Genomic DNA, 22721 nt, shown 5'->3' on the forward strand with positions numbered 1-22721 from the left:
AGTTAACGCTCTTCGTGAATCAGGCTGCCGGTCAGGATGCAGAACACACCCATCAGGTCAGCATGACGGATGATGATTTCCGTCTGCTCATTCACTTTAGGTTTAGCATGATAGGCGATACCCAGCGCCGCGGTTTTAATCATCGGCAGATCGTTGGCACCATCGCCAATCGCCACGGTTTGTTCCGGAGCAATTTCAAAGCGCTGTGCCAGATCGTTCAGGGTATCGGCTTTAAATTGGGCGTCGACAATTTGTCCCAGCACCTGGCCGGTTAACTTACCGTCGCGAATTTCCAGCTCGTTGGCCACCGCCGCGGCTAAATGCAGCGTCTGGCGCAAATAGTCGGCGTAGAAGGTAAAGCCGCCCGAGGCGATCGCCACCTGCCAGCCCAGCGCCTGCAGCTTCTGCACCAGCGTGGTTAAGCCTGGCATCAGCGGCAGCGCATCGCGCACTTGCATCAGGATATTGGCATCGGCGCCCGCCAGGGTGCCGACGCGCTCGCGCAGGCTGGCTTTGAAATCCAGCTCGCCGCGCATCGCGCGCTCGGTGACTTCCGCCACCTGCTCGCCGCAGCCCGCCAGTTTGGCGATCTCATCGATGCACTCAATCTGGATCGCGGTGGAATCCATGTCCATCACCAGCAAACCTGGCGTTTTCAGATGCGGGATTTTGCCGAGCGGTGCCACATCAAAACCGGCTTCATGCGCCAGTTTGCTGGCGCGCGGCGTCAGCGAGCCTGCCAGACGTATCACCTGATACTCATCGACATTCCAGGCGCTGACGATCACCATCGCCGCCCCCAGCTTATGCTGATAATCGGTGAGTTTTTGTTTATCGAGCCCGCGCCCATACAGCAACCAGCCAGTCCGACCAGCACGGTAATCCAGCGGCATCACTTCATCACCGCTGAGGGAAAGGGGTAAACCCGGCCAAAGTGAAACATCGGCGGGCAGATCGCACCAGGTAAGACGATTTGGCATTACAGCTCCTGTAGGGACAACAAAACCACGCAAGAGGCTACCTTGTCTGCGCGGGTTCTGGCAACATAATTGCCAGCCTTTCTGCTGTTACATCACACGGGTTTCTGATGGTTAAAACCGCACTGAAATTTCGCCTGCATCGCACGGTGATTGTTCTTATCTCGCTGGCTCTGTTAGTGGTTCTGATGCAAGGCGCATCCTGGTTTAGCCTCGGCCATCAAATGGCTCGCTCTGAACAAGTGGAAGAACTGGCGCGCACGCTGACCAAACAGGTGGCGTTTAGCCTTAAACCGTTGATGGATAACAGCGACGATAACCGCACGCAGATTGCCGCCATCCTCAATCAGATGACCGACAACAGCCGCATTCTTGATGCTTCCGTCTACGCCGATGATGGCAGCCTGGTGGCGCACAGCGGCGAAAGCATTAATGTGCGCGATCGACTGTCGCTGGATGGCAAACGTGCCGGCAGCTACTTCAATCATCAAATTGTGCAGCCGCTGGAAGGCAAAGATGGCCCGCAAGGTTTCCTGCGCGTCACGCTGGATACTCACGTGCTGGTGACGGAATCGCGTCAGGTGGATAACACCACCAACATCCTGCGCCTGATGATGTTACTGGCGCTGGCCATCGGCATTATCCTGACGCGCACCCTGCTGCGCGACCGCCGCACCCGCTGGCAGCAATCGCCGTTCCTGCTTACAGCGAGCCGCACGGTGAAAGAGGATAAAGAGAAAGAGGAAGAAGCGGCGGCTGCAGCAACCACAGAGACTGAAAAAGAGCGTTAAGCCATTTTATGCATTGTTACTTCCATCGCTTCCAGTTGCTGTAATGCCTGCCCGGCAATGCTTCGGAAGTTCGCGCTAAACTCAGCATCCTCTGCAATCGCCTGCCAGTAGATTTTCGCCATAGCGCTGGCAGCGCGCCACACGGCGCCTGGCAGCGCGAAATCCAGCGTCAGTTTGACTTCATCGCGCATGTGCCCCTGAGAATTGGGCGCCAGCGCCATCGGCAGCATGTCGTAAGCCGGTGTCAGGCTGAAACGTTCTTCATCAGTAAAGAAAGACAGATTGCCCGCGTGCATGTCGCTATTGGCAATCAGTCGTCCAAACGCCCACTGCAAAGTCCCGCGTTCAACCGCTACCGCATCAACACGTTGCTGACGCTGCAACTCACGCAGCGCATCCGGCCAGTGTTGTTGATGGCCGATAAACTCTGCGCTTACCGCTTCTAATGAACTCATGCAGCGTCGACCACGTTGATGAATGCGATCAAAACGCTGCACTTCGAGGAAAAATTGTCCTTCACTATCAATCAGCTGGCTATGTGCGGCAGGCAATCCCGCCGCCAGTAAATGTTGCAACGCCAGATGCTCCGCGCGTAACAAATCACGCCAGCGCTCAGCATTATCACTTTGACGGGCGACGGTAAATTTCACCAGACAATGACGATCGCCATTCGCCGTTGCGGCATAGCACAGGAATTTCGGTTGTTCGCCGCCAGCCGATGAGCCCGGTTCATCGCCGCTCAGCGCCTGTTGTGCCATCAGCGGATAACGCGCGATTTTTTGCGCCTCGCTGATGGCTTGCGGTGCGGGCTGTTGCAGCCAACGCTGGTATGTCATGTCGCCAACAATAAAAGCGCCCGGCATATCGATGCCGCCGCTTGCCAGCGCCATCAGGCACTGCTCATCACTCCAGAGACGAATATCATCCGTCAGCCCGAGCTGTGGCGCGTATTCACGGCCCCATTGTCGGCCCAGAAAACCTTGCGGACGCATCTCCTGCAGGAACCACGGTAAGCCGTCATAAAAGCGGCCTTGATCGTGCTGGTCCAGATGCAGACAACTGCCCTGCGGCCAGGTTGGCAAAAGGATGCCAGCGGGCGATGCCTGACCTTCAGCGGAAATACGATACAGCGGGAAGCGGCTTTCACCCCGGATGGGCCGCAGCAACGCATAACGCGTCGCGCGCGCTTTGCCCCATTTGATAATCTGCGGCTGCTGACGCAGTTGGCGTGAAAGCGTGGCCTGGCTGATATGCAATCGAGCCAGCAGATCCGCCGCGCTAAGCGGTCCTTCCAGCAGCAAACTTTGTAGCTCAGCCATTGCCGCCACCTTGCCTGATGAATAGATTCATGCATAGATAATAACATAAAAAAAAGCCCGCACAGCGGGCTTCTCAGCATCATCACGATGGTAACGATGAATAGATACTTTTAACCTTCCGTCAGAATCGTTTCCAGCTCGGCCAGCGTTTTCACCTGCCAGGTTGGCGTGATGTGATCGGGTAACGGACGCGTACCGTGATCGATCCAGCAGGTCTTCAGGCCGGCATTCATGCCGCCGAGAATATCTGATTCTGGCGTATCGCCGACCATCAGCACGCGGCTGCGATCCGGGTTGCCCAGCAAGGCCAGCGTGTGATCAAAAATCGCCACGTCAGGTTTCGGTACGCCAACTTCTTCAGAAATCACCAGCGCATCAAACACATCGAGGAATCCGGTACGTTCTAGTCGCGCCTGCTGTAACGCAGTGAAACCGTTGGTGATGATAGCGATTTTCACTTTGCCTTTCAGCGTTGATAACAGATGAGCTGCGCCTTCCAGCGGCAGGCAGATATCGGCCATTGCGCTGAGGAAATCACTGTTGAGTACTTCGGGTGCGACGCTCAGCTTTTCGCCCCACAAGGTGAAGCGGCGCGTTTGCAGCTGCAGTGCGGAAATGGTGCCGTTCTGGTAATCGACCCACAGCGGCTTGTTGATCGCCTGATAATCGGTGTAATCCTGCGCAGAAAATTGCACGTCATAGCGGGCAAACATGCGCTGCAAACCAGCGTAAGCATCGAAATGGAAAAGCGTTTCGTCTGCATCAAACAGGATGCAGTCCCAATCGTTAAGCATGGTGCTCCTTAAAGCGTTAGCGCCATAATGATGGCATCTTCTCGTCCGCTGGCAGTGGGATAATAGTTGGGGCGTACGCTCACCTGATGGAAATCCAGCTGCTCATACAACGCAATCGCCGGCATATTTGAGGCGCGCACTTCCAGCCACAGCGTCATCACGTCGCGCTGCTCGAGCTCAGCAATCAGATGCTGCAACAGCTGGCGCGCCAGGCCGCGGCGCTGGAAGTCGGGATCCACCGCAATATTGAACAGCGACGCTTCATCCAGCACCACTTGGGTGATGGCAAATCCGGCCAGCTTACCTTCAACTTCAATGCGGAAATTAACGAAACGTTCGCCTTGATTGCTGCTAAACGTCTGCTCGCTCCACGGAAAAGCATGTGCGCGGCGCTCGATCGCCAGCAGCTGCGGCTGGTCTTCAGGGGTGACTAAAGAGATGGCTGTCATGGTTACACATCTGTTGCCACAGGGCGCGTTTTGCTGCGCCGCTGCTGATCAGTTCATTGAAAACGGCGGTGTTGAAGGTAATGCCGTTAAAGGGATGTTCGCTCTCAACGCCCAGCAGCCAACCGGCGCAATCGACCTGCTCCGGCAGCATTTGCAGCTGGTCTGGCGTTAACGCCATGACCTGCGCGGGTTGAATGTTCAGCGCGCGCAGCACGTCGCGAATCAGCGGTTCTTGTAGCGTGGGTGCCTGTTCGGCCACCAAAACCAAACGCGTGTCGGGCAAAAGCGTGACGGCAATTTCCCCTTGCAGCACGCGCGGACGCCGCAGCTGATACTGCGTAATCCCCATTTGCTGTAGAAGCCAGTCGCGCCTTGTGCTCATGCTATTACCCTTTATGCTGCCAGAATGCGACGCTATGCTAGCAAACCCATCGAACATGCGCCAACAAAGCACCCTACACAAAATAATTCGAGTTAGAGGAAGGCGGCAAACGAGTGAAGCCCGATGAGCTTACTTCAGGTAAGTGATTCGGGTGAGCGAGAGCAGCCAACGCACCTGTAACTTGAAGTATGACGTGTATATAATCGTCGCTCTGATTTAACAGGAGTGCTCCATGTCTGCTTTTACCCCGGCCAGCGAAGTGATTCTGCGCCACAGTGATGAATTTACTGCCCGCAACGTTCTGTTTGCTGGCGACCTGCAGGATGACCTGCCCGCCCAGCTAGAAACCGCGTCGAGCCGCGTGCATACCCAGCAATATCATCACTGGCAGAACCTTAGCCATCGCCTTGGTGAACGTGCGGTTTACAGCATGGTTGCAACCGCTGCCGATGTTGAAGGCTGCGATACGCTGGTTTATTACTGGTCGAAGAACAAACCCGAAGCGCAGTACCAGCTGCAAAACCTGCTCTCTCTGCTGCCGGTAGGCTGCGATATTTTCGTGGTGGGTGAAAACCGCAGCGGCGTGCGCAGCGCCGAAGGCATGCTGGAAGCGTGGGCGACGCTGGAGAAAGTTGATAGCGCGCGTCGTTGTGGCCTGTATCACGGTCGTCTCGATAAGCAGCCAACCTTTGATGCCAGCAGCTACGGCCATACTTATCAGCTCGAGGATCTCACCATCCATACCTTACCGGGCGTGTTCAGCCGTGATGGTCTGGATATCGGCAGCGATCTGCTGCTCTCCACGCTGACGCCGCATTTCCGTGGCAAAGTGCTGGATATCGGTTGTGGCAGCGGCGTGCTGGCAACTGTGATGGCGAAAGTGTCGCCGCGCGTGCGTCTGTGGCTGTGTGATGTGCATGCTGCTGCGATTGAAGCGAGTAAAGCCACGCTGGCCGCCAATGAACTGGAAGGTGAAGTGTTTGCCAGTAACGTTTTCTCTGACGTTACCGGCCGTTTCGATATGATCATCTCCAACCCGCCGTTCCACGATGGCCTGCAAACCAGCCTTGAAGCGGCTAACACGCTGATTCGCGGTGCGCTTAAGCATCTGAACAGCGGCGGCGAACTGCGTATCGTGGCTAACGCCTTCCTGCCGTATCCACAGATTCTGGATGAAACCTTCGGCAATCACGAAGTGCTGGCGCAAACCGGACGCTTCAAAGTCTATCGCGCCGTATATGGTCGCGGTGCCAAAACGCGTTAACAGCAGCGCGGCGGCAGAAACGTTGCTTTTTACAGCGATCGTTTTGCCGTCGCGAAATATGTGTTGACGCAATGAGTAAAATCTCTAAAATGCGCCTCCGTGGTTAGCAATACTTTAGGGTGTTGTTAGTTTGCGATGGTGGCGGAATTGGTAGACGCGCTAGCTTCAGGTGTTAGTGTCCTTACGGACGTGAGGGTTCAAGTCCCTCCCTTCGCACCAAACTAAAATCACACAGTTTATATCTGCGCACTGAGCGATGGTGGCGGAATTGGTAGACGCGCTAGCTTCAGGTGTTAGTGTTCTTACGGACGTGAGGGTTCAAGTCCCTCCCTTCGCACCAATGCGACGATATAAACAGACAACTAAGATGCGATGGTGGCGGAATTGGTAGACGCGCTAGCTTCAGGTGTTAGTGTTCTTACGGACGTGAGGGTTCAAGTCCCTCCCTTCGCACCAACAGTTGTCACTCCTTTCGAGCAGTAAATCCCCCGAAAGATTTTTCAACGAACTTCACGCTCTCAGCGTGATGTTGTCGTTTCTGCGATTTGATCAGATAACGTGGAAATTGACCGACACCGCCGCTAAGCCGCCCGCCAAAGCCAGACAAGACGGCAGCAACAGATAGTGACGCAGGCGATGGTGAAACAGCATCACCACGGTCAGCAGCAACGCCACAATCATCACTACTCGCCATTGACTGAAACTCGGTTCCCATAACGCGAAAACCGGCATCGCCGCGCAGGGTAATAACACGCCCCAGCCGCTATCCAGACGTTTACCCATTACCCAGCTCACGCCCCATAGTCCGCAGGCGGCCATTATCGCCATGATCATCGCGCAACCCTCAAATGATAAACATTCGCATTATCATATGACAATATTTCTCATCTTGCAGCGAATTTTTGTCGCAAGCCATGCCGGATGACAGAATTACTGGAAAATGTTAAATTGCCGCCGATAACAATATCGCTAACACAACAATAACGTGCTCTCTATCCGGGTAGGTAAACTATTACTTGCGGGTAGCGCTTTGATATATCAGGGCTGTCACGAGAATAATAATGAAATTACAATCTTATGATGAGTTGAAACAGAGTAAATATCGGCTGTCGCTGATGCTCTTTCTGTTTCTTAATGTCGCCGTTTCGCTTTTTTGCCTGCTGCCGATTTTAGGCAGCGATAGCCCAATACGCTCGCTGCCGGTGGACGTTGTAGCGGGCTTCAGCTCCACGCTACTGGTTATTTGCTTAATGGCGTCAAAACAAAAATTACCGCTATTAAATCCTGTGGCTTTTATTTTGGGTGCGCTGTGGGCGTGGCATATTAACCACAGATATCATCTGGTTTACTATTTTGATGGCAGCTTTTTAATTATCAGCCTGTTAAGCGTGTTCTTTATCAGTGCCATTGCGCTGAGTGACTATTTGATTGCATTCTGTTTACACATCACACCGCCGGTATTAACCGTGCTGTTATTGGATGATGGTCAGCATTTAATGATGATCTTGTTCACCATTACGCTGCCATTAATCGGCTTTTCACTGCACCATTTAATGCGTCGTCGCTTTGATACTTTTACCCGTCGGCTGGTGAGCCAGCTGTACGAGGAAAAAGAGAGCTTCAGCGATTTGAGCATGCTCGATCCGCTTACCGGCCTGTACAACCGCCGTGGATTGAAGAATCGCCTTGATACCATTATGGAAAACCACGCCGGCAGCCACTTTGTGCTGCTGCTGGATATCGACCACTTCAAAGCCTACAACGACAATTACGGCCATGCGATGGGCGATCAGGCGCTGGCGCGCGTGTCCGTGGCGATCCGCGACGCGGTTCGTTCGCGCGATGTCGTCACACGCTACGGAGGCGAAGAGTTTCTGGTGCTGATGACCAATGTGAATGCCTCAATCGCGATGAAACTGGCTGAACGCATTCGTCAGTACGTGGTGGATTTAGAAATTCCGCACCGCTTCAATGAGAAAGTCTCGACGCACGTCACCATCAGCGCTGGTATCGCGCCCATCTTTGCTGACGATTTCGACCAGGCAGTCGCCAATGCCGACCGCGCGCTGTATGTGGCGAAAAATCAGGGACGTAACACTATTCTGGCGTGGGAAGATTTGCCGAAATTGACGCAGGCGAGTAATGAACTGATATAAAGCCTTGTCATTACCCAACGCACACCTCGTCGCGGCGCAATTTATTGCGCGATAAAACGCGCCGCGACGAAATGTGCGTTAACAGTTGCATGTGCAGAAATGTTGTTCAAAATGCTGGGAACGATTATCATTTGTCTCTCGATTCCCGTTATCACTCAGGACCGGCATGGCCATCATCACGCGTCAGGATCATCGCTTCAGCGAGCATCCACTGATCTTTATGCAGAGCGATCGCAGTTTAGCGAGCGCGCTGGAAGATCTGATGCGCGATCAACGCAGCTACATGCTGGATAACCTCAAGCTTGGCCAGCCGGCACCCGCCGGGACGTTAACTTTGGCTGAATGGTCCAATCCGCTTCATTATCGCCGCCTGACACAGCGCTATAGCGATTATCTCTATCGCGATCATCCTGATGTGCACCAGGAAGCTAAGCCGCTGCAATCGCTGTGGGCGCAGTGGTATTTTGGCCTGCTGCTGCCACCGCTGATGATGGCGTTATTGCAGGAACCGCGTGCGCTGAACTGCTCGCCGCATCTGATTCACGTTGAGTTTCACGAAAACGGCCATCCGTGCGCATTCTGGCTGGATGTGCAGGAAGATGAGGATGCGCGCTACCTCAATGCCCAACAGCGTATCGATCGCCTGATTCAGCAATGCCTGATCCCGGCGGTTAACGGCATGACGCAGCACGGTGATATCAATGCGAAACTTATCTGGAACAACATGGGCTTTTCGTTTTACTGGTTCCTTGGTGAGCTGAAAAACCAGTTGCCGGAAGAGACGATTTTGCAGCTGGAACAGGCGCTATTTTTCAGCAAATCCCTGCTCGATGGCAGCGATAATCCGCTGTATCGCACCATGATCCCGCGTAATGGCGAAATGGAACGACGCAGCTGCTGCCAGCGCTATCGTATCCCCGATGTAGAACGTTGCGGTAACTGCACGTTAAAAGCGGTGTAGCACCCGCGCATTCTGTTACAGATTCTCCTTTTCTCCCGTTTACACTTTTCCAGGCTTGTGGCATTTTTTCGGCTCTGTTTTTACCGGAGATAACAATGAGCCTGGAGTCGGTACGGCACTTCTTTGCCGAACATGCACCGGATATCGACATCATCGAGATGCCGGAAAGCACCGCCACCGTTGAGCTGGCCGCACGCGTTCATGGCGTTCAGCCTGGGCAAATCGCCAAAACCCTGTCGCTGAAAGTGAAAGATGCCATCGTGCTGATCGTTACGCGCGGCGATGCGCGTCTCGACAACCGCAAGCTGAAAGCAGCGCTCGGCGCCAAGGCGCGCATGTTAAGCGTGGATGAAGTGGTGAACTGGACCGGACATCCGGTCGGCGGCGTTTGCCCGTTCGGACTGGAAAATCCGCTTACCGTCTATTGCGATGTGTCGCTGCGCAGCTTTAACGAAGTGCTGCCCGCAGCCGGATCGATTCATAGCGCGGTGCGCATTTCGCCGCAGCGCATGGCAGAACTCACCGCGGCGAAATGGGTTGACGTTTGCGAGGCGCTTTAAGACGACTCGCGCGCGGCGGCACCGGAGATTTCGATGCCGCGCGTCTCGCGACCCAAGGCCACTAACACGCAAATCAGCACCGCCACCGTTCCGGCGACAATCGCCATACCCAAACCATAATTGCCGCCGTGCGCCTCGGCGATACGCGACTGCAGCGTTGCATTCACGGAGGCGATCAAATTCCCCAACTGATAGACAAAGCCCGGCAGCACCGCGCGCGCATTGGCGGGCACCAGTTCGGTGAGATAGGTCGGCACCACGCCCCACGCGCCCTGCACCATAAACTGCATCAGGAACGCGCCGATACCGATCATCCATGAACCGCTGGAGAAGGCCCACAGCGGCAACACCGGCAGCGCGAGGAATGACGCCAGAATAATCGCGCGCTTACGGCCAATGCGCTCGGACAATGCACCAAAGGTAATGCCGCCCAGCATCGCCGCGATGTTGTAGCTGATGGCAATGATGCTGACGGTGTGCGGATCAAACTGATGCTGCACTTTCAGGAAGGTGGGATAGAGATCCTGCGTACCGTGGCTGAAGAAGTTAAAGCAGGCCATCAGCAGCACCATATAGATACAGATTTTCCAGTGCTGGCGGATAATCGGCAGCAGCGCATTGCTCTCTTTCCGCTCGCGCGCCGCCAGCCACACCGGCGATTCCGGCACTTTGAAGTAGATAAACGGCAGCAGCAGAATCGGCAACGCGCCAATCAGGAACATACCGCGCCAGCCGACCGTTTCGAATAACAAACCAAAAATCACCGACGCCAGCAGATAGCCGCACGGATAACCAGCCTGGAAGATGCCGGACATCAAGCCGCGCGATCGATCCGGAATGGTTTCCAGCGCCAGCGACGACGCCACGCCCCAAATCCCCCCCATCGCCACGCCGTAAATCACGCGGAAACCGAGGAACGCCGTGAAGGTGGGCGACCACGCCGACAGCAGCTCAAACGCCGAGAACATCACGATATTGAGCATCAAAATCGGTCGGCGGCCGTACTTCTCCGCCAGCCGACCAAACAATAGCGCGCCGATCGGACGCACGGCGAGCGTGAGCATGATGGCGAGGGAAACATCGGAGACGCTGGTATGGAAATATTGGGCAAGATCGCTGAGGACAAACACTAAGATGAAGAAGTCGAACGCATCCAGCGTCCAGCTCGCGAAACTGGCAAAAGCCACGTTGCGCTGGGTCGCAGTCCAGTTGAACATGTTGGTATCCTGTCTGATGAGCTTCCGGTTCGTTGGCCGGATTTATTGTAGAAGTTACCGCGCGAATAATTTCACGGGTTACTAATTTGTTAACTATTTGTATATAGCATGTCAGAAAGGCGGGCTGTGGCGGGAATTGTCAGCGAGTGATGCGCGGTGTAAAAAAACGTGTCATTGATGGAGGCAATATCCTGTAGCGGCGCGTTTTATCGCGCCGTTACGGCAGGTGCAGTCAACGGTTTTATAACTGATTAAATGCCTTTTCGATCATCTCAAGCAGCAGCGCATTATTAACGGTTTGAATCACATGCACCAAGGCGCCGGTCTGCGGTGGCACGCCAATATCCAGCCGCAGCGGCGTGCGATAACGCCAGCTTTTGCCGCGCGTGGCGCCAGGCCGCAGCTCAATATCCACATGATAATCCACGCCGTCGGCGACACGCTGATTCAGCAGCCACGCCACCACCAGCGCATCATGTATCCAGCAACCTGGCAGATGACGGGTGCGGATCGAATAATCGATCCACGGCCGTAACGTCTCGCGCACAAACTGCGGCAACGGATGATCGTTAGCGGTCAGCCGCGTGAGATCCTGCTGCGTCATCAGAGTTTGCGTGGTGGCGTCCATCGGTACCAGCGTGATGGCAGCACCGCTGTGCAGCACCTGATGCGCGGCTTCCGGATCGAGGCCAAAATTGGTGTCTTTGATGTAATCATCCAGCGCGAACACGCCGCCCATAATCACAATCTCTGCCACCGATTCAGCCATCTCTGGATAACGCTGCAGCGCCAGCGCCACGTTGGTCAACGGGCCAATGGCTACCAGCGTAAACTCGCCGGGATTGTCACAAATCAGTTGGCCCATTACGCCAGCCGCATCATGTCCATCCGCCGGAATACGCTGCGGTTGACGAACGCCGCGCCACAGTTCACCGAGCTTTTCATCAGCAACGTTATCAAGACGCGCACGCCACGGCGCAGGATCTTCACGCAGCGCCTGCAGCGCGCCCTGCACCACCGGAATGTTGCGTCCCAGCCGCTGCAGCAGATCTTTCGCAACCTGCGCACCCACCGCGCTCGGCGTGTTGCCGGTCACAGTGGTAATCAGTTCCAGCGAAAGTGACTTTGAGGCCAATGCTAATGCCAGCGCGAGGCCATCGTCGGTGTTGGCGCCCGCTATACCGTTTCCCGGATCACAATCAATAATCAATCTTTTCATAGTGTTATAATTTTATTCTTGTTGAGTAAGCTGGCAGCCACAGGACTCACCAATTTCTAAATGGTGAGGAAATTCCGCCAGCTTCGCGTCGCCATCCCAATTTTTGAGCATAGCAATCGCACTGCGCGCCATATCGCGCAGCGGCTGACGTACGGTGGTGAGCGTCGGCACATGAAACGCCGACTGATCGGTACCGTTAAAACACACCAGCGCGACATCCTGCGGCACGCGCAGTCCATGCTCCGACAGCGCACGAATGCAGCCAATCGCCTGACCTTCATTACTGGTAAACAGCGCGCGCGGCACACGACCGCTGGCCACCATGCGCTGCGCGGCGTCGTAACCGCCCTGCCGCGTGTAGCTGGCAGGGAATATCATTGCCTCATCGGCCAGCAACCCTTTCTGCGCCAGCGCATCGCGCCAGCCGTGAATACGGTCCTGCGCGTTAAGCATGTCCAGTGGACCGCTGATCATGCCCACCTGCTGATAACCGTGGCTGAGCAGATGCGCGGTCACCTGGCACGCCGCTTCGCGCTCATTGACGCGCAGCATGCCAACGCCTGGACGCGGCTCAATGCGATCCAGCATCACCAGCGGCGTACCGCTGGCCTGAATCACATCGATGTAGGGATGGCGATCGACGCTGTTGTAAAACAGGCCATCAACCTGACGATTTAACAGGCCCTGAATAATCTCCAGCTCGCGTTTGCGATCGTCGCCGGCATCCCCCAACAGCATGACGTGGCCGTGATTCATCGACTCCTGCAACAGCATGTGCGCCATCGAGGCAACAAAGGGATTGCCGATGTTTGGCACCACTAAACCAAAGGTTTTAGTGCTGCCCGAAGCCAGCGCGCGCGCCACCGCGTTGGGGCGATAGCCGGTCTGTTTGATCGCCTCCAGCACGCGCTGACGCGTGGCTTCTGCCACCGGACGCGGGCCGTTATTGATCACGTAACTGACCACCGCCACCGAGGTGCCGGCGATTTTTGCCACGTCCGTGCGCGTTACGTTTCCGGTTGGAGATTTCGCCATTCCTTTGCCCCTGCGTAAATGCCATTGGCCGGAATATCCGGCCAATGGGGGTTATGATTTACGCGATCCTGCTGGTCAGATGGCATCTTCCGGCAGATTGAGATCGCGTCCGCGCGTTTCCGGCGCCACGAAAGTGGTGAGAAAACCGATGCTGGCCATCGCCGTGAAGTAAACCGCGATCGGCCACCAGTGTCCGGTAAACGACAGCAGCGCCGCCGCCACTAATGGTGCGGTGCCTCCTGAAAGGATAGACCCCAGCTCTTTCGCTACCGCCATCTTGGTATAACGACGCTTCACGCCAAACATCTCGACGCCCCACGCTGCCTGCACGCCGAAAATACCCAGCGATGCCAGCGCCATGCCGACCACAATCACCGCGATGACAATCGTCGGGTCGCGGCTGTCCATCAGGCTAAAGGCGGGCCAGGCGTAGAACATCAGCAATAAGCAGAAGCAACGATAGGTTATACGGCGACCAAAGCGATCCGACAGCCAACCGGCAAACGGAATAATCACGAAGCCAAGTAACGAGGCGATGAACACCGCGGTGGTGGGCACCGACTTATCGATCATTAGCACTTTGGCGACGTAACCGACGATAAAGCCCTGCGCCAGATAAGAAGGGCCGTTTTCGCCGATGCGTAAACCCACCATGGTCCAGAAGGCCCGGGTGCGACGCCAGAAACTGCGCGTATCAACTTCTGCTTTCACCTGCGCCAGCGTGGCGTTTCGTTCGGCCTGCAATTCCGCCTGTTGGCGTTCAAACACCGGCGTTTCTCGCAGATGACGACGGATCCACAACGCCACCACCGCAATCAGTACGCTGCTGAGGAACGGAATACGCCAGCCCCACGCCAGCAAGCTCTCTTTGTCCATCTGGATCACCGCCAGCCAAACCAGCGAGGCGATCAGCGTGCCGCTGTTCGAGCCCAGCGCAATCACCGATGAGACCAAACCACGACGCTCAACCGGCGCGTATTCGCCCAGCATCACTGTGCCGCCGGACAACTCTGCGCCCGCCCCCAAACCCTGGGTAAAGCGCAGCAGCACCAGACACGCCGGTGCCCAAACGCCAATGCTGGCATAGGAGGGAATCAAACCGATTAATGTTGTGGAGGCGCCCATCAGAATGATGGTCGAGATCATCACTGTTTTGCGGCCTTTACGATCGCCGATCCAGCCGAACAGCAAGGCACCAATCGGGCGGGCAATAAAGCCAACCGACCAGGTGGCAAAACTCGAGAGCAAGGCGATAGTCGGCGTGGCTTCGGGGAAGAAGACATCACCAAAGATAATGCCGGCAGCGAGGCCATACAGCGCAAAATCCGCATATTCCATCGCGGTGCCGAGCCAGCACGAGAAGGTGGCGCGCCAGAAATCTTTGCGGCCGGATGATGTTTCAAGCCGCGCGTCGGCAGCTGAGGAGGATGTCAGTGAGCTTTGTTGCGAAACCGTCATAACCCAATCCCTGAATGAGGTAAAAACAGCAAACGCCCTTCCGTGGGTCAGTTCCCTAGCAACAAGCGGAACTCCCCGGTGGCGACGTTCAGTAGGCAAACCTGGATGAAAAATCAGTAATGAATTCCCTGGTGTTGGAATCCGCTTCTTCGCCTGTTCCCGCCGATGTAATTTTCATCGATCGCATTAGTAAGGCAAATGTAACTGGGTCATCTCAAGGCCAACTTCGTCTCTGGCACCGTGAGTTATCACTATGGGCATAGTCTATCTACGCGCGTAGATAAATCAAGCAAAAATAGTGACATTTATTAGATAAACTTCACTATAACTCATGAGCACAAGATAAAAGAGGCGTTAATTCATGACATTACATCTAATGTGCGTATGCAAGAAATGTCTGATTACAACGTAATTAACGATTATTGCTTACCATTTAACGGCGCATACTGCATCTTCATCGCGCTGGTTTTCGCACAGTTCAGTTAAAGTTTAATGACACACCCGCAATATTCTTAAATGCCGTTACCGGTGCGCGACTGACTCAGCGTCTGCATTACACTGGAGAAAGATCACTCAGGAGCGCTATGACCATTATTCTTATGCGACACGGTAAACCCAATCATCCGGTCACGGGGCGCTTCACGGCTCGGGCGCTGGCCGACTGGTGTGAAGGTTACGATCAGGCTGATATTTGCGACTCCCCGCCGCCGCGCAGTCAGACTATTGCGCGCCTGGCGAGTGTGATCGCCACCAGCCCGCTGCCGCGCGCCCGCTCGTCGTTAACGCGGCTGGGCTTGCAGCCAAACGCGGTGGATGAGGTGTTCAGCGAAGTGGCGATACCGACGTTGCCGTTTGAACGCTTGCATCTGCCGCTCAACGTCTGGCTGGCGCTATTACGCTTGTTGTGGCTGTGCGGCTATGCCGGCCATGTCGAATCGGTGCAGCATGCGCGAGAACGTGCCCGTCTGGCGGCGGATAAACTGGTGGTGCTGTCGCAGCAAGGCACGGTGTTATTGGTTGGGCACGGCATCATGAATAAGCTGATTGCACGCGAGTTACGCAAGCGCGGCTGGCAAGCCGAAAAACATGCCAGCAGCCGCCACTGGAGCAGTGCGATTTATCATCGCCCGTTTATTTAAGATTTGAGCTGAAAGTAACTCAGCACTTCGCAACCGGTACCGGCCTGCGGCGTGGCAATCACTTTCATCTGCTGCAGATCAATCAGGCTGAGCGAACCGTCGCCCTCATTAGCAATCAGCAAGCTGTAATTATCCTCACTGAAGCAGCCATCCATCGGCTTGTTGCCAACATGAATATCGCCGAGCGGATTGAGCAGCTCGTCAAACAGCGTCACTACCGGCTCCTGATCGCCAATCGCCACCAGTCGCTCGCCGTTGGCACTGAAGCGCACCACCTGACACGGTTGCTGGTGGCCCGGCAACGTCAGGCGCTGGCGGATACGATGGCTTTGCCGATCCACCACATACAGCAGCGGCGCATCGGCGGCGCTCGCCACCAGATAAGGATGTTTCGGCGAGGCGGCGATGCCGGAAATCGGGCCGGGCATCAGAATATTGTCAATAATCCGCCCTTCCGCCTCACACAGATCCACCACGGTAATGCTGGCGTCCTCTTCATTCTCGGTGAACAACTTGCGACCGCTGGGCGACAAAGTGAGTCGGTGCGCATTGTGCGAAGGTAGCTGAATGGTTTTCTCCACGCGATCGCTAACGGGATCAATCACCGCCACCGCCGCGCTGTTTTCACAGCAGAGATAAACTTTACCGTCTCGTCCCAGCTGGCCGCTGTGCGGTGCTTTTAACGGCGACAGATCGATAAAACCGCTGATCTGCCGCAGGCGCAGATCGATGATCGCCACTTTGTGGCCGGGATGCGGATTGTCGCCGTGAATGCCGTCGCCGTAGATCGGCACGTAAGCTTTCTCCAGCTGCGGCAGCATCAGAAGCTCGTGTGGACGCGGCGGAAAGGCATTTAACTCTTGTTCAACGGCAAAGGTTTCGGGATTGAGAAACAGCACGCGATTGCCCTGCTTATCGACCGCCAGTAATCCACGGTGGTGTCGCTGCATAGTGTCTCCTTTTGTTCGTCACCTCCTTTAAGCGTAGCCAACCCGCAATCAGGAGGGGATTTTCGCGGCAGGCCAGCGAAAAATGCAGCGAGGTTAACACGTGATCTCACACGCAATTTTTAATCCGCCCCGCGACTTACGCCACGCTATTGTTATTTTATTAGGAATAGTCTCAATGAGATAAAATAGAATAATCAACAATCCACGCGGTTATTTATCGTTAATTTAAAGCTTAACGGATCCTTGATTTTCCGGTTTATCTGAAAGGATCAAAAAGTGATAGCCGCGCCGCACAGAATGTTTTATTAAGCATAGGAGAGTACTTTTTTACACACAGCCTAAAGGACAATCAAGAGCGCTCAGCGCCGCGATCAGGGACGCCTTGCCACCATAATCACAATAATCAGGTGCATCATGAATAAAAAACGCCTTCAGCCAGCGTTAACCCTCTGGCATAACTGGAAAAGACTCGCTTTTACCAGCCAGACTTTCCTGCAGAAAAAACAGCATAATGCGCTCTGTGCGCCGGAATACGATCCCAGCCAGGAGGACAATATCGTGTTACTTTCTGGCGAAAAAGATCTGCCAGAGATTCCAAAGAAAGTCTGGATGTATTGGGATAATGAATATTTACCGAAATCAATGGCGTTAAATATTAAAAAGATTCGTCAGGATAATCCCGATCATGAAATTCATTTATTAAATCGTTTAACGATAAAAGAAGTTTTACCGGATTTTATCTTTACCTCGACCCAATTAACCGCCCAACAACGCAGCGAAGTGATTCGTCTGGAATTACTGTTGCGTTATGGCGGCATTGCCATTGATTGCAGCACTTTATTATTTGAAGATCTCTCCTGGGTACATCGCGCGCATCAGGAACGTCGCATGGATGTGATTGGTTATTATCACGAAAACGCCACCGTCAACTATCTCGCGCCGGTGATTGAGAGCTGGTTCCTGGCGGCAACCGCCAATAATCCCTTTATCCGCGAGTGGCAAAAACATTACGCGCCGATCAAACATCTCGGCGAACAGAATTACTTCAGTGAATTGACCAAGCGCGATGATTATTCCCTGCTGACGCAGAAAATTGCGCAGCCGCAGCAGCAATTAGGTTCTCTGGCGCAGCAGATCGCCATGCGCGAACATCGCCGGGTGAATCTCTATCTGCGTAAATGCGAGGCGAACGCTTATTACTATCAGCGTTTAAGCGGCTGGAAAAGCGAGGCGTTTGCCCACGCGGTGCTGTTTCACCAGCGTCCACTCACGCCGCCACCGGTGATTAAACTCAGCGGCAATGAGCAGTTGCATCTCGACTTCAACCTGCGGCTCGGTAATTACAACCGCAGCAGTTTGTTGGGCCAGATGATGCAAACGCCTGCGCCGATCGCGCTGGCATCACCCATCAACAAAGCGCGCGCGTAACCAGTGAATTAAGGTGGTCACCGCCCGTGGCACCTGTGCGGCATACGGGCGCACCACCCACAACCGGTCGGCGAACGCATCCACCGCTTGCCACTGCGGCAGCACCTGCTGCAGCGTGCCGCTGGCGAGTGCCGCGCTGGCACTGAAATCCGGTAGCATCGCAATGCCCAAACCCTGCAATGCGGCATCGCGGATCGACTCGCTGTTGTTGGTGGCAAAGTTGCCCTGAATCTTCACCTGCACGGTTTCGCTGCCGCCGTCCGCCAATCGAAAGCGCCACTGCGGCGACTCAAGTCCGCGTGGATAATAAAGACAATTGTGCTGCTGCAATGCCTGCGGTGAATCCGGCAGGCCGTTTTGCGCCAGATATGCCGGCGACGCCACCAGCAGCGCGCGGGTTTCACACAGCGGCAGCGCAACATGGGTTTCCGGCAGGCTATCACTGTGGCGAATCGCCAGATCAAAGCCTTCACTGCCGAGCGACACCAGACGATCGGTGACATCCAGCTGCAAGCGCACCTGCGGATAGTCACGCAGGAAATCGCCAATGATTGGCACCAACTGCTGACGCGCAAACGCCACCGGCGCTGTGACGCGCACCATGCCACGCACCGGACCGGCTTCATCGCGCACGCTGAAAAAGCTCTGTGCGATACGCGCGAAGGGATCGCGCAGCTCATCCACCAGCTTTTCACCGGCGGAAGTCAGCCGCACGCTGCGCGTGGTGCGCTGCACCAACGCCACGCCCGCCATCTTTTCCAGCTCTTTAATCTTCTGACTCATCGCCGCTTTGCTGACGTCTAATCGTTCCGCCGCGCGCGTAAAACTGCCGAGCTCAGCCAGCACGGTTAACCAGTGCAAATGGACCCAAAGGCTATCGGTTTTAATTTCTTTCATATCGATTGTTCAAAATAATAAATAATCAATTCAACCAGCGCGCTTTTTCTTTCCGGCAGCAAGCGGCAGCATAGCGCCACATCCTACTCTTTTCATATGAGCAAAAACGAGGTTTTATTTATGCCGTTACTGACATTCGACGTTATTCAGGGCCGTTCAGAATCAGAAATCCGCACATTGCTGGATGCCGCACACCGTGCGGTCTTAACCGCCTTCAAAGTCCCGGCGCGCGATCGTTATCAGATTGTTCACGAAAACAAAGGTTATCAGATGGTCTTTCAGGATACCGGCTTGGGCTTTGCGCGAACCGACAATCTGGTCATGGTGCGCGTATATACCAGCCCGAGAAGTGAAGAACAGAAGTGCCTGTTTATGGCAGAGTTAGCACGCGAGCTGCTGGAAAATTGTGGCGTACAGGGCACGGATTTGATGATTAGTTTTATCACCAACAGTAAAGGCGACTGGAGCTTTGCCGACGGCGAAGCGCAATACCTCACTGGAAAACTCTGATTCCCTTCTCTGCCCTCACTGGCAGCAGCCCGTCCGTTGCTGCCAGGCTAAACCACAGTCAGCCTGAACCCGCCTTAAACGAATCGGAATGCATCGCACAAATCTGGTTGGATGTGTTGCAGCCATGTGACACCCAATATAGATTGTCGCAAAATCCCCGCAGAGGGTCGTTGGCGCAAGGATTGCGTATTCATTCAAAATGAGGATCTGACGTTGTCCGAATTGGTTTCGGTTGTACTCTTTTTGGCTGCGATTGCAGTCTACTCCTTCAAAGCCGGGCGAAATAAATTTTGGTTTAGTCTGATCCTGCTGCTGCTCACGCTATTTATCGTGCTTAACGTCACGCTGGTCGCCAGCAACTATTTTACCGGCGATGGCATTAACGACGCGGTGCTGTATACCCTGACCAACAGCCTGACCGGCGCGGGCGTGAGCAAATATGTGGTGCCAGCCATCGGACTGATCATCGCGTTGTTCTCGCTATTTTGCCTGCTTTCATGGTTACTGCGCCGCCGTAAGCGGCCGCATCACCTCGGCTGGAGTTTGCTGGCGATTGCCTGTGCTGCGGGTTCGGTACAAACCACGCCTGCGTTCCGCCAGGTGAAAGAGCTGATCGCCTCACATTCGCGCCTCGCCGATTCGGACTTCGAAACCTATTACAAAACGCCTAATAAGGTGATCGCCGAGCCAAAGCTCAACCTGGTCTACATTTATGGCGAAAGTCTTGAACGCACCTACTTCGATCAGCAGGCATTTCCCGGTCTGGCCCCGGAACTCAGCCGCGAAAAAGATAACAGCATCGATTTCAGCCAAACCGAACAATTGCCTGGCACTGATTACACCATCGCGGGCATGGTGGCTTCCCAGTGCGGCATCCCGCTGTTTGCGCCTTTTGATGGCAACGCCTCGGCCTCGCTCTCCAGCTTCTATCCGCAGAATATTTGTCTGGGCGACATCCTGAAAAACTCTGGCTATGAGAACTGGTTTATTCAGGGCGCCGATTTACGCTTCGCCGGTAAAGACACTTTTCTGCTGTCGCATGGCTTTGATGCGGCCAATATGTATGGCTCGCAGGAGCTGAAAAGTCGCGTCGCCGATCCCGGCTATCGTAATAACTGGGGCTACTACGATGACACGGTGATGGACGAGGTGTTTGAGAAATACGAAGAGCTGTCGCGCGCGCAAAAACGCTTCGCATTGTTCACCCTTACCGTCGACACCCATCACCCGGATGGTTTTATCTCGCGCAGCTGCCAGCGCAAAAGCTACAGCTATGATGGCAAACCAAACCAATCCTTTAGCGCGGTCGCCTGCTCGCAGGAGCATGTGGCGCGTCTGATTGAACGCATCAAAGCGTCGCCGTGGTTTAAAAACACCATCATCGTGGTGACCTCCGATCATCTGGCGATGAATAACACCGCGCATCAATACCTGATCAAGCAGTCGCGCCGTGACCTGTTTATGGTGATTCGTGGCGATCAGCCTCAGGCGGAAGTGCTCGACGCCAAACGCAGTACGCTGGATAACGGCGCCACGGTGCTGGATATTCTCGGTGGGGATAACGCGATTGGACTTGGTCGCAGCGGCCTCTCTTCCACCTCGCTGTCAACCGAGTTTGAAGACATGGCGAAGCGCGTCACGGCGTGGAAAGCGGATATCATTCAACTGTGGAATTTCCCCAGTAAGATGGACAGCTTTACCGTCGATCAACAAAAAAACACCTTCACCTTCTCCGGCGCAACCTTCAAATTGCCGATTCTGTTCCGCGTCTCCGATAAGCATGTTGAACCGCTGCCCGAAGGCGAATACGCGGAGCCACTGCGTTATCAGCTGGCTAAATTTGCTGCCGACGACAAATTCGTTTGGGTTGATCGCTGCTTTAAAATGGCGCGCCTGTGGCAGCCAGATTTAGCTCTGTCGAACGATTTGTGTGTTTCGATGGGACAGATGGGCGCCAAACCCAGCGTTACCCGCATTGATAAACCGCAGTGGAAAGCGAAAGTCAGCTTCCCCAAAGCCGAAGTGAGTGCGGCAACCTTCCAGCTCAACGAGCAGCAGATTCGGATTGAAGACAATGCGATTCGCTACAACGCGGACAGCTTCCTGTTATTAGTGCCCGGCGCGCCAACCAGCGTGAAGAGTTTTAAAGGGATCTCTCGCCCGGAAGAGTGGGGACGCTGGTCAAATGCCAATCTGGCACCGGAAGTGAATATTGAGTACACCGATCCGCTGCCAGAACGCTTTGATGTGGTGATCACTGCGCGGGCGTTCGGTCCGAATGCGCACCGTCCGATTCCGGTGCGCGTTGGCGATGAAGAGCAGCAACTGAATTTAGGTGAGGATTTCTCCACCACCACGCTGCATTTCACCAATCCAACCGGCAGCCGCAATTTGATCATTGCGCCGCCGGAGCCGCAGGAGTCAAATGTCGGCAATATTATCGGCCAGGATCCCCGCAAACTGGGGATCGGCATGGTGGATATAAAAATAATTCCGCAAAACTAACGTAGGGTGCGCAGCGCCTCCAGCTTTTCGCGTTGCGTCCCCTCCGCCGTAAAGTTCTCTGCCGCCAGCCAGCGTTCGAAGCCCTGTTTCACCTGCGGCCAATCGCTATCAATAATCGAGAACCAGCAGGTATCCCGGCTGCGGCCTTTATAGACAATCGCCTGACGGAAAGTCCCTTCGAACTGAAACCCTAAACGCTGTGCCGCGTTTCGTGATGGCTGATTGCAGCTGTCGCACTTCCACTCGTAGCGCCGGTAGCCCAGTTGCTCAAAGGCGTAGCGCATCAGCAGATAGTGCGCTTCAGTGGACATGCGCGTTTGTTTGAGCAACGGCGAGAAGGCGACGTGGCCGATCTCCACCGATCCGTTTGTCGCATCGATGCGCATTAACGCCAGGCTACCGACCGCGCGGTTGCTAACGGGATCGATCACCGCGAAATGCATCGGATCACGCCCGTTTTCCAGCTGACGCGCATAGGCAACATAGGCCGCTTCATCGGCAAAAGGTTCGGCGAACATATAGGTCCAGTCACGGCCATCTTCAGCCAGCGCATAGGCAGCATAGAGTTCGCGGCCATGACGCTCGGCACTCAGCGGTTCAAGGCGGCAATAGTCACCGGTGAAGGTTTCATAGCTCGGCCAGGCGCGGGGTTGCCAATCTGGCAGCGGAAATCCTACCGGTTGTCCGTAATCATTCGTGTGTTGCGACAT

The 22721-nt window shown here is 54.9% G+C and carries 22 protein-coding genes and 3 tRNA genes; 12 read left to right on the forward strand and 13 right to left on the reverse strand.

The features are described 5' to 3' along the window. Positions 1-2: 2 nt before the first annotated feature. Complete coding sequence (gene serB, locus K5Y33_RS15215; protein WP_101762181.1) at positions 3-980, reverse strand: phosphoserine phosphatase; 978 nt, start codon at positions 978-980, stop codon at positions 3-5. Positions 981-1087: 107 nt separating this feature from the next. Here serB and K5Y33_RS15220 point away from each other — a divergent pair, with 107 nt between their 5' ends. Further along, complete coding sequence (locus K5Y33_RS15220) at positions 1088-1768, forward strand: YtjB family periplasmic protein (protein WP_222234436.1); 681 nt, start codon at positions 1088-1090, stop codon at positions 1766-1768. Here the strand turns inward: K5Y33_RS15220 and yjjJ are convergent. The 4 genes from yjjJ to K5Y33_RS15240 all read right to left on the reverse strand — a co-directional run bounded on the left by yjjJ (position 1765) and on the right by K5Y33_RS15240 (position 4712). Then, positions 1765-3087: a type II toxin-antitoxin system HipA family toxin YjjJ gene (yjjJ, locus tag K5Y33_RS15225; RefSeq protein ID WP_222234437.1), complete on the reverse strand. Its 1323-nt coding sequence runs from the start codon at positions 3085-3087 to the stop codon at positions 1765-1767. The genes K5Y33_RS15220 and yjjJ overlap by 4 nt on opposite strands. A gap of 110 nt (positions 3088-3197) precedes the next feature. Further along, positions 3198-3881 carry a pyrimidine 5'-nucleotidase gene (gene yjjG / locus K5Y33_RS15230; RefSeq protein ID WP_101762184.1) on the reverse strand — a complete coding sequence of 228 codons (684 nt, stop codon included), beginning with the start codon at positions 3879-3881 and terminating at the stop codon, positions 3198-3200. A gap of 8 nt (positions 3882-3889) precedes the next feature. Then, complete coding sequence (rimI, locus tag K5Y33_RS15235; RefSeq protein WP_192235784.1) at positions 3890-4330, reverse strand: ribosomal protein S18-alanine N-acetyltransferase; 441 nt, start codon at positions 4328-4330, stop codon at positions 3890-3892. Then, complete coding sequence (locus K5Y33_RS15240; RefSeq protein WP_101762186.1) at positions 4302-4712, reverse strand: DNA polymerase III subunit psi; 411 nt, start codon at positions 4710-4712, stop codon at positions 4302-4304. The genes rimI and K5Y33_RS15240 overlap by 29 nt, the downstream gene beginning before the upstream one ends. Positions 4713-4944: 232 nt before the next feature. Here K5Y33_RS15240 and rsmC point away from each other — a divergent pair, with 232 nt between their 5' ends. The 4 genes from rsmC (at position 4945) to K5Y33_RS15260 (ending at position 6432) form a co-directional block, all read left to right on the forward strand. Continuing rightward, positions 4945-5976: a 16S rRNA (guanine(1207)-N(2))-methyltransferase RsmC gene (rsmC, locus tag K5Y33_RS15245; protein WP_101762187.1), complete on the forward strand. Its 1032-nt coding sequence runs from the start codon at positions 4945-4947 to the stop codon at positions 5974-5976. Positions 5977-6108: 132 nt separating this feature from the next. Continuing rightward, positions 6109-6195 (forward strand) — tRNA-Leu (locus K5Y33_RS15250). 34 nt (positions 6196-6229) lie between these two features. Next, a tRNA-Leu gene (locus K5Y33_RS15255) sits at positions 6230-6316 on the forward strand. 29 nt (positions 6317-6345) lie between these two features. Further along, a tRNA-Leu gene (locus K5Y33_RS15260) sits at positions 6346-6432 on the forward strand. 93 nt (positions 6433-6525) lie between these two features. Here K5Y33_RS15260 and K5Y33_RS15265 read toward each other — a convergent pair. Beyond that, on the reverse strand, positions 6526-6810 hold the full coding sequence (locus K5Y33_RS15265) for a DUF1435 domain-containing protein (RefSeq protein WP_137385110.1): 285 nt from the start codon (positions 6808-6810) through the stop codon (positions 6526-6528). 227 nt (positions 6811-7037) lie between these two features. Here K5Y33_RS15265 and K5Y33_RS15270 point away from each other — a divergent pair, with 227 nt between their 5' ends. The 3 genes from K5Y33_RS15270 to K5Y33_RS15280 all read left to right on the forward strand — a co-directional run bounded on the left by K5Y33_RS15270 (position 7038) and on the right by K5Y33_RS15280 (position 9653). After that, entirely contained in the window at positions 7038-8132 is a 1095-nt protein-coding gene (locus tag K5Y33_RS15270) for a diguanylate cyclase (RefSeq protein ID WP_210080903.1), read from the forward strand. A 166-nt stretch (positions 8133-8298) separates the two neighbouring features. Further along, on the forward strand, positions 8299-9093 hold the full coding sequence (gene fhuF / locus K5Y33_RS15275; protein ID WP_222234439.1) for a siderophore-iron reductase FhuF: 795 nt from the start codon (positions 8299-8301) through the stop codon (positions 9091-9093). Positions 9094-9188: 95 nt separating this feature from the next. Further along, on the forward strand, positions 9189-9653 hold the full coding sequence (locus tag K5Y33_RS15280) for a YbaK/EbsC family protein (protein WP_222234441.1): 465 nt from the start codon (positions 9189-9191) through the stop codon (positions 9651-9653). On the opposite strand, the gene K5Y33_RS15285 is transcribed toward K5Y33_RS15280, so the two are convergent. From K5Y33_RS15285 to K5Y33_RS15300, 4 genes are all read right to left on the reverse strand, one after another. Then, positions 9650-10870: an MFS transporter gene (locus K5Y33_RS15285; protein WP_222234442.1), complete on the reverse strand. Its 1221-nt coding sequence runs from the start codon at positions 10868-10870 to the stop codon at positions 9650-9652. The genes K5Y33_RS15280 and K5Y33_RS15285 overlap by 4 nt on opposite strands. Positions 10871-11111: 241 nt before the next feature. Beyond that, positions 11112-12089, reverse strand: a complete 978-nt coding sequence (locus K5Y33_RS15290; protein WP_101762193.1) for a nucleoside hydrolase — start codon at positions 12087-12089, stop codon at positions 11112-11114. A 12-nt stretch (positions 12090-12101) separates the two neighbouring features. Next, the gene (locus K5Y33_RS15295; RefSeq protein ID WP_101762194.1) at positions 12102-13124 is read right to left on the reverse strand and encodes a LacI family DNA-binding transcriptional regulator; all 1023 of its coding nucleotides are present in this window, start codon (positions 13122-13124) and stop codon (positions 12102-12104) included. Between the two features lie 75 nt (positions 13125-13199). Then, complete coding sequence (locus K5Y33_RS15300; RefSeq protein WP_192235788.1) at positions 13200-14582, reverse strand: MFS transporter; 1383 nt, start codon at positions 14580-14582, stop codon at positions 13200-13202. Between the two features lie 584 nt (positions 14583-15166). Between K5Y33_RS15300 and K5Y33_RS15305 the strand changes: the two genes are divergently transcribed. Further along, entirely contained in the window at positions 15167-15721 is a 555-nt protein-coding gene (locus K5Y33_RS15305) for a histidine phosphatase family protein (protein ID WP_137385106.1), read from the forward strand. On the opposite strand, the gene K5Y33_RS15310 is transcribed toward K5Y33_RS15305, so the two are convergent. Continuing rightward, a complete protein-coding gene (locus K5Y33_RS15310) occupies positions 15718-16671 on the reverse strand; it encodes a YncE family protein (RefSeq protein ID WP_222234444.1) in 954 nt (317 codons plus the stop codon). The two genes, K5Y33_RS15305 and K5Y33_RS15310, sit on opposite strands and share 4 nt — an antisense overlap. Positions 16672-17085: 414 nt before the next feature. On the opposite strand from K5Y33_RS15310, the gene K5Y33_RS15315 reads away from it, so the two are divergent. Then, positions 17086-18099 carry a glycosyltransferase family 32 protein gene (locus K5Y33_RS15315; RefSeq protein WP_222185209.1) on the forward strand — a complete coding sequence of 338 codons (1014 nt, stop codon included), beginning with the start codon at positions 17086-17088 and terminating at the stop codon, positions 18097-18099. Here K5Y33_RS15315 and K5Y33_RS15320 read toward each other — a convergent pair. Then, entirely contained in the window at positions 18073-18996 is a 924-nt protein-coding gene (locus K5Y33_RS15320) for a LysR family transcriptional regulator (RefSeq protein WP_101762199.1), read from the reverse strand. The genes K5Y33_RS15315 and K5Y33_RS15320 overlap by 27 nt on opposite strands. 120 nt (positions 18997-19116) lie before the next feature. Here K5Y33_RS15320 and K5Y33_RS15325 point away from each other — a divergent pair, with 120 nt between their 5' ends. Next, positions 19117-19506 (forward strand): tautomerase family protein, encoded by a 390-nt coding sequence (locus K5Y33_RS15325; RefSeq protein ID WP_101762200.1) that lies wholly within the window; start codon positions 19117-19119, stop codon positions 19504-19506. A 213-nt stretch (positions 19507-19719) separates the two neighbouring features. After that, a complete protein-coding gene (opgB, locus tag K5Y33_RS15330; protein WP_222234446.1) occupies positions 19720-22011 on the forward strand; it encodes a phosphatidylglycerol--membrane-oligosaccharide glycerophosphotransferase in 2292 nt (763 codons plus the stop codon). Here the strand turns inward: opgB and K5Y33_RS15335 are convergent. Continuing rightward, positions 22008-22721, reverse strand: a complete 714-nt coding sequence (locus K5Y33_RS15335) for a GNAT family N-acetyltransferase (protein ID WP_222234448.1) — start codon at positions 22719-22721, stop codon at positions 22008-22010. The two genes, opgB and K5Y33_RS15335, sit on opposite strands and share 4 nt — an antisense overlap.

Origin of the sequence: Pantoea sp. DY-17, assembly GCF_019795975.1 — a bacterium.
Taxonomy (GTDB): domain Bacteria; phylum Pseudomonadota; class Gammaproteobacteria; order Enterobacterales; family Enterobacteriaceae; genus Pantoea; species Pantoea leporis.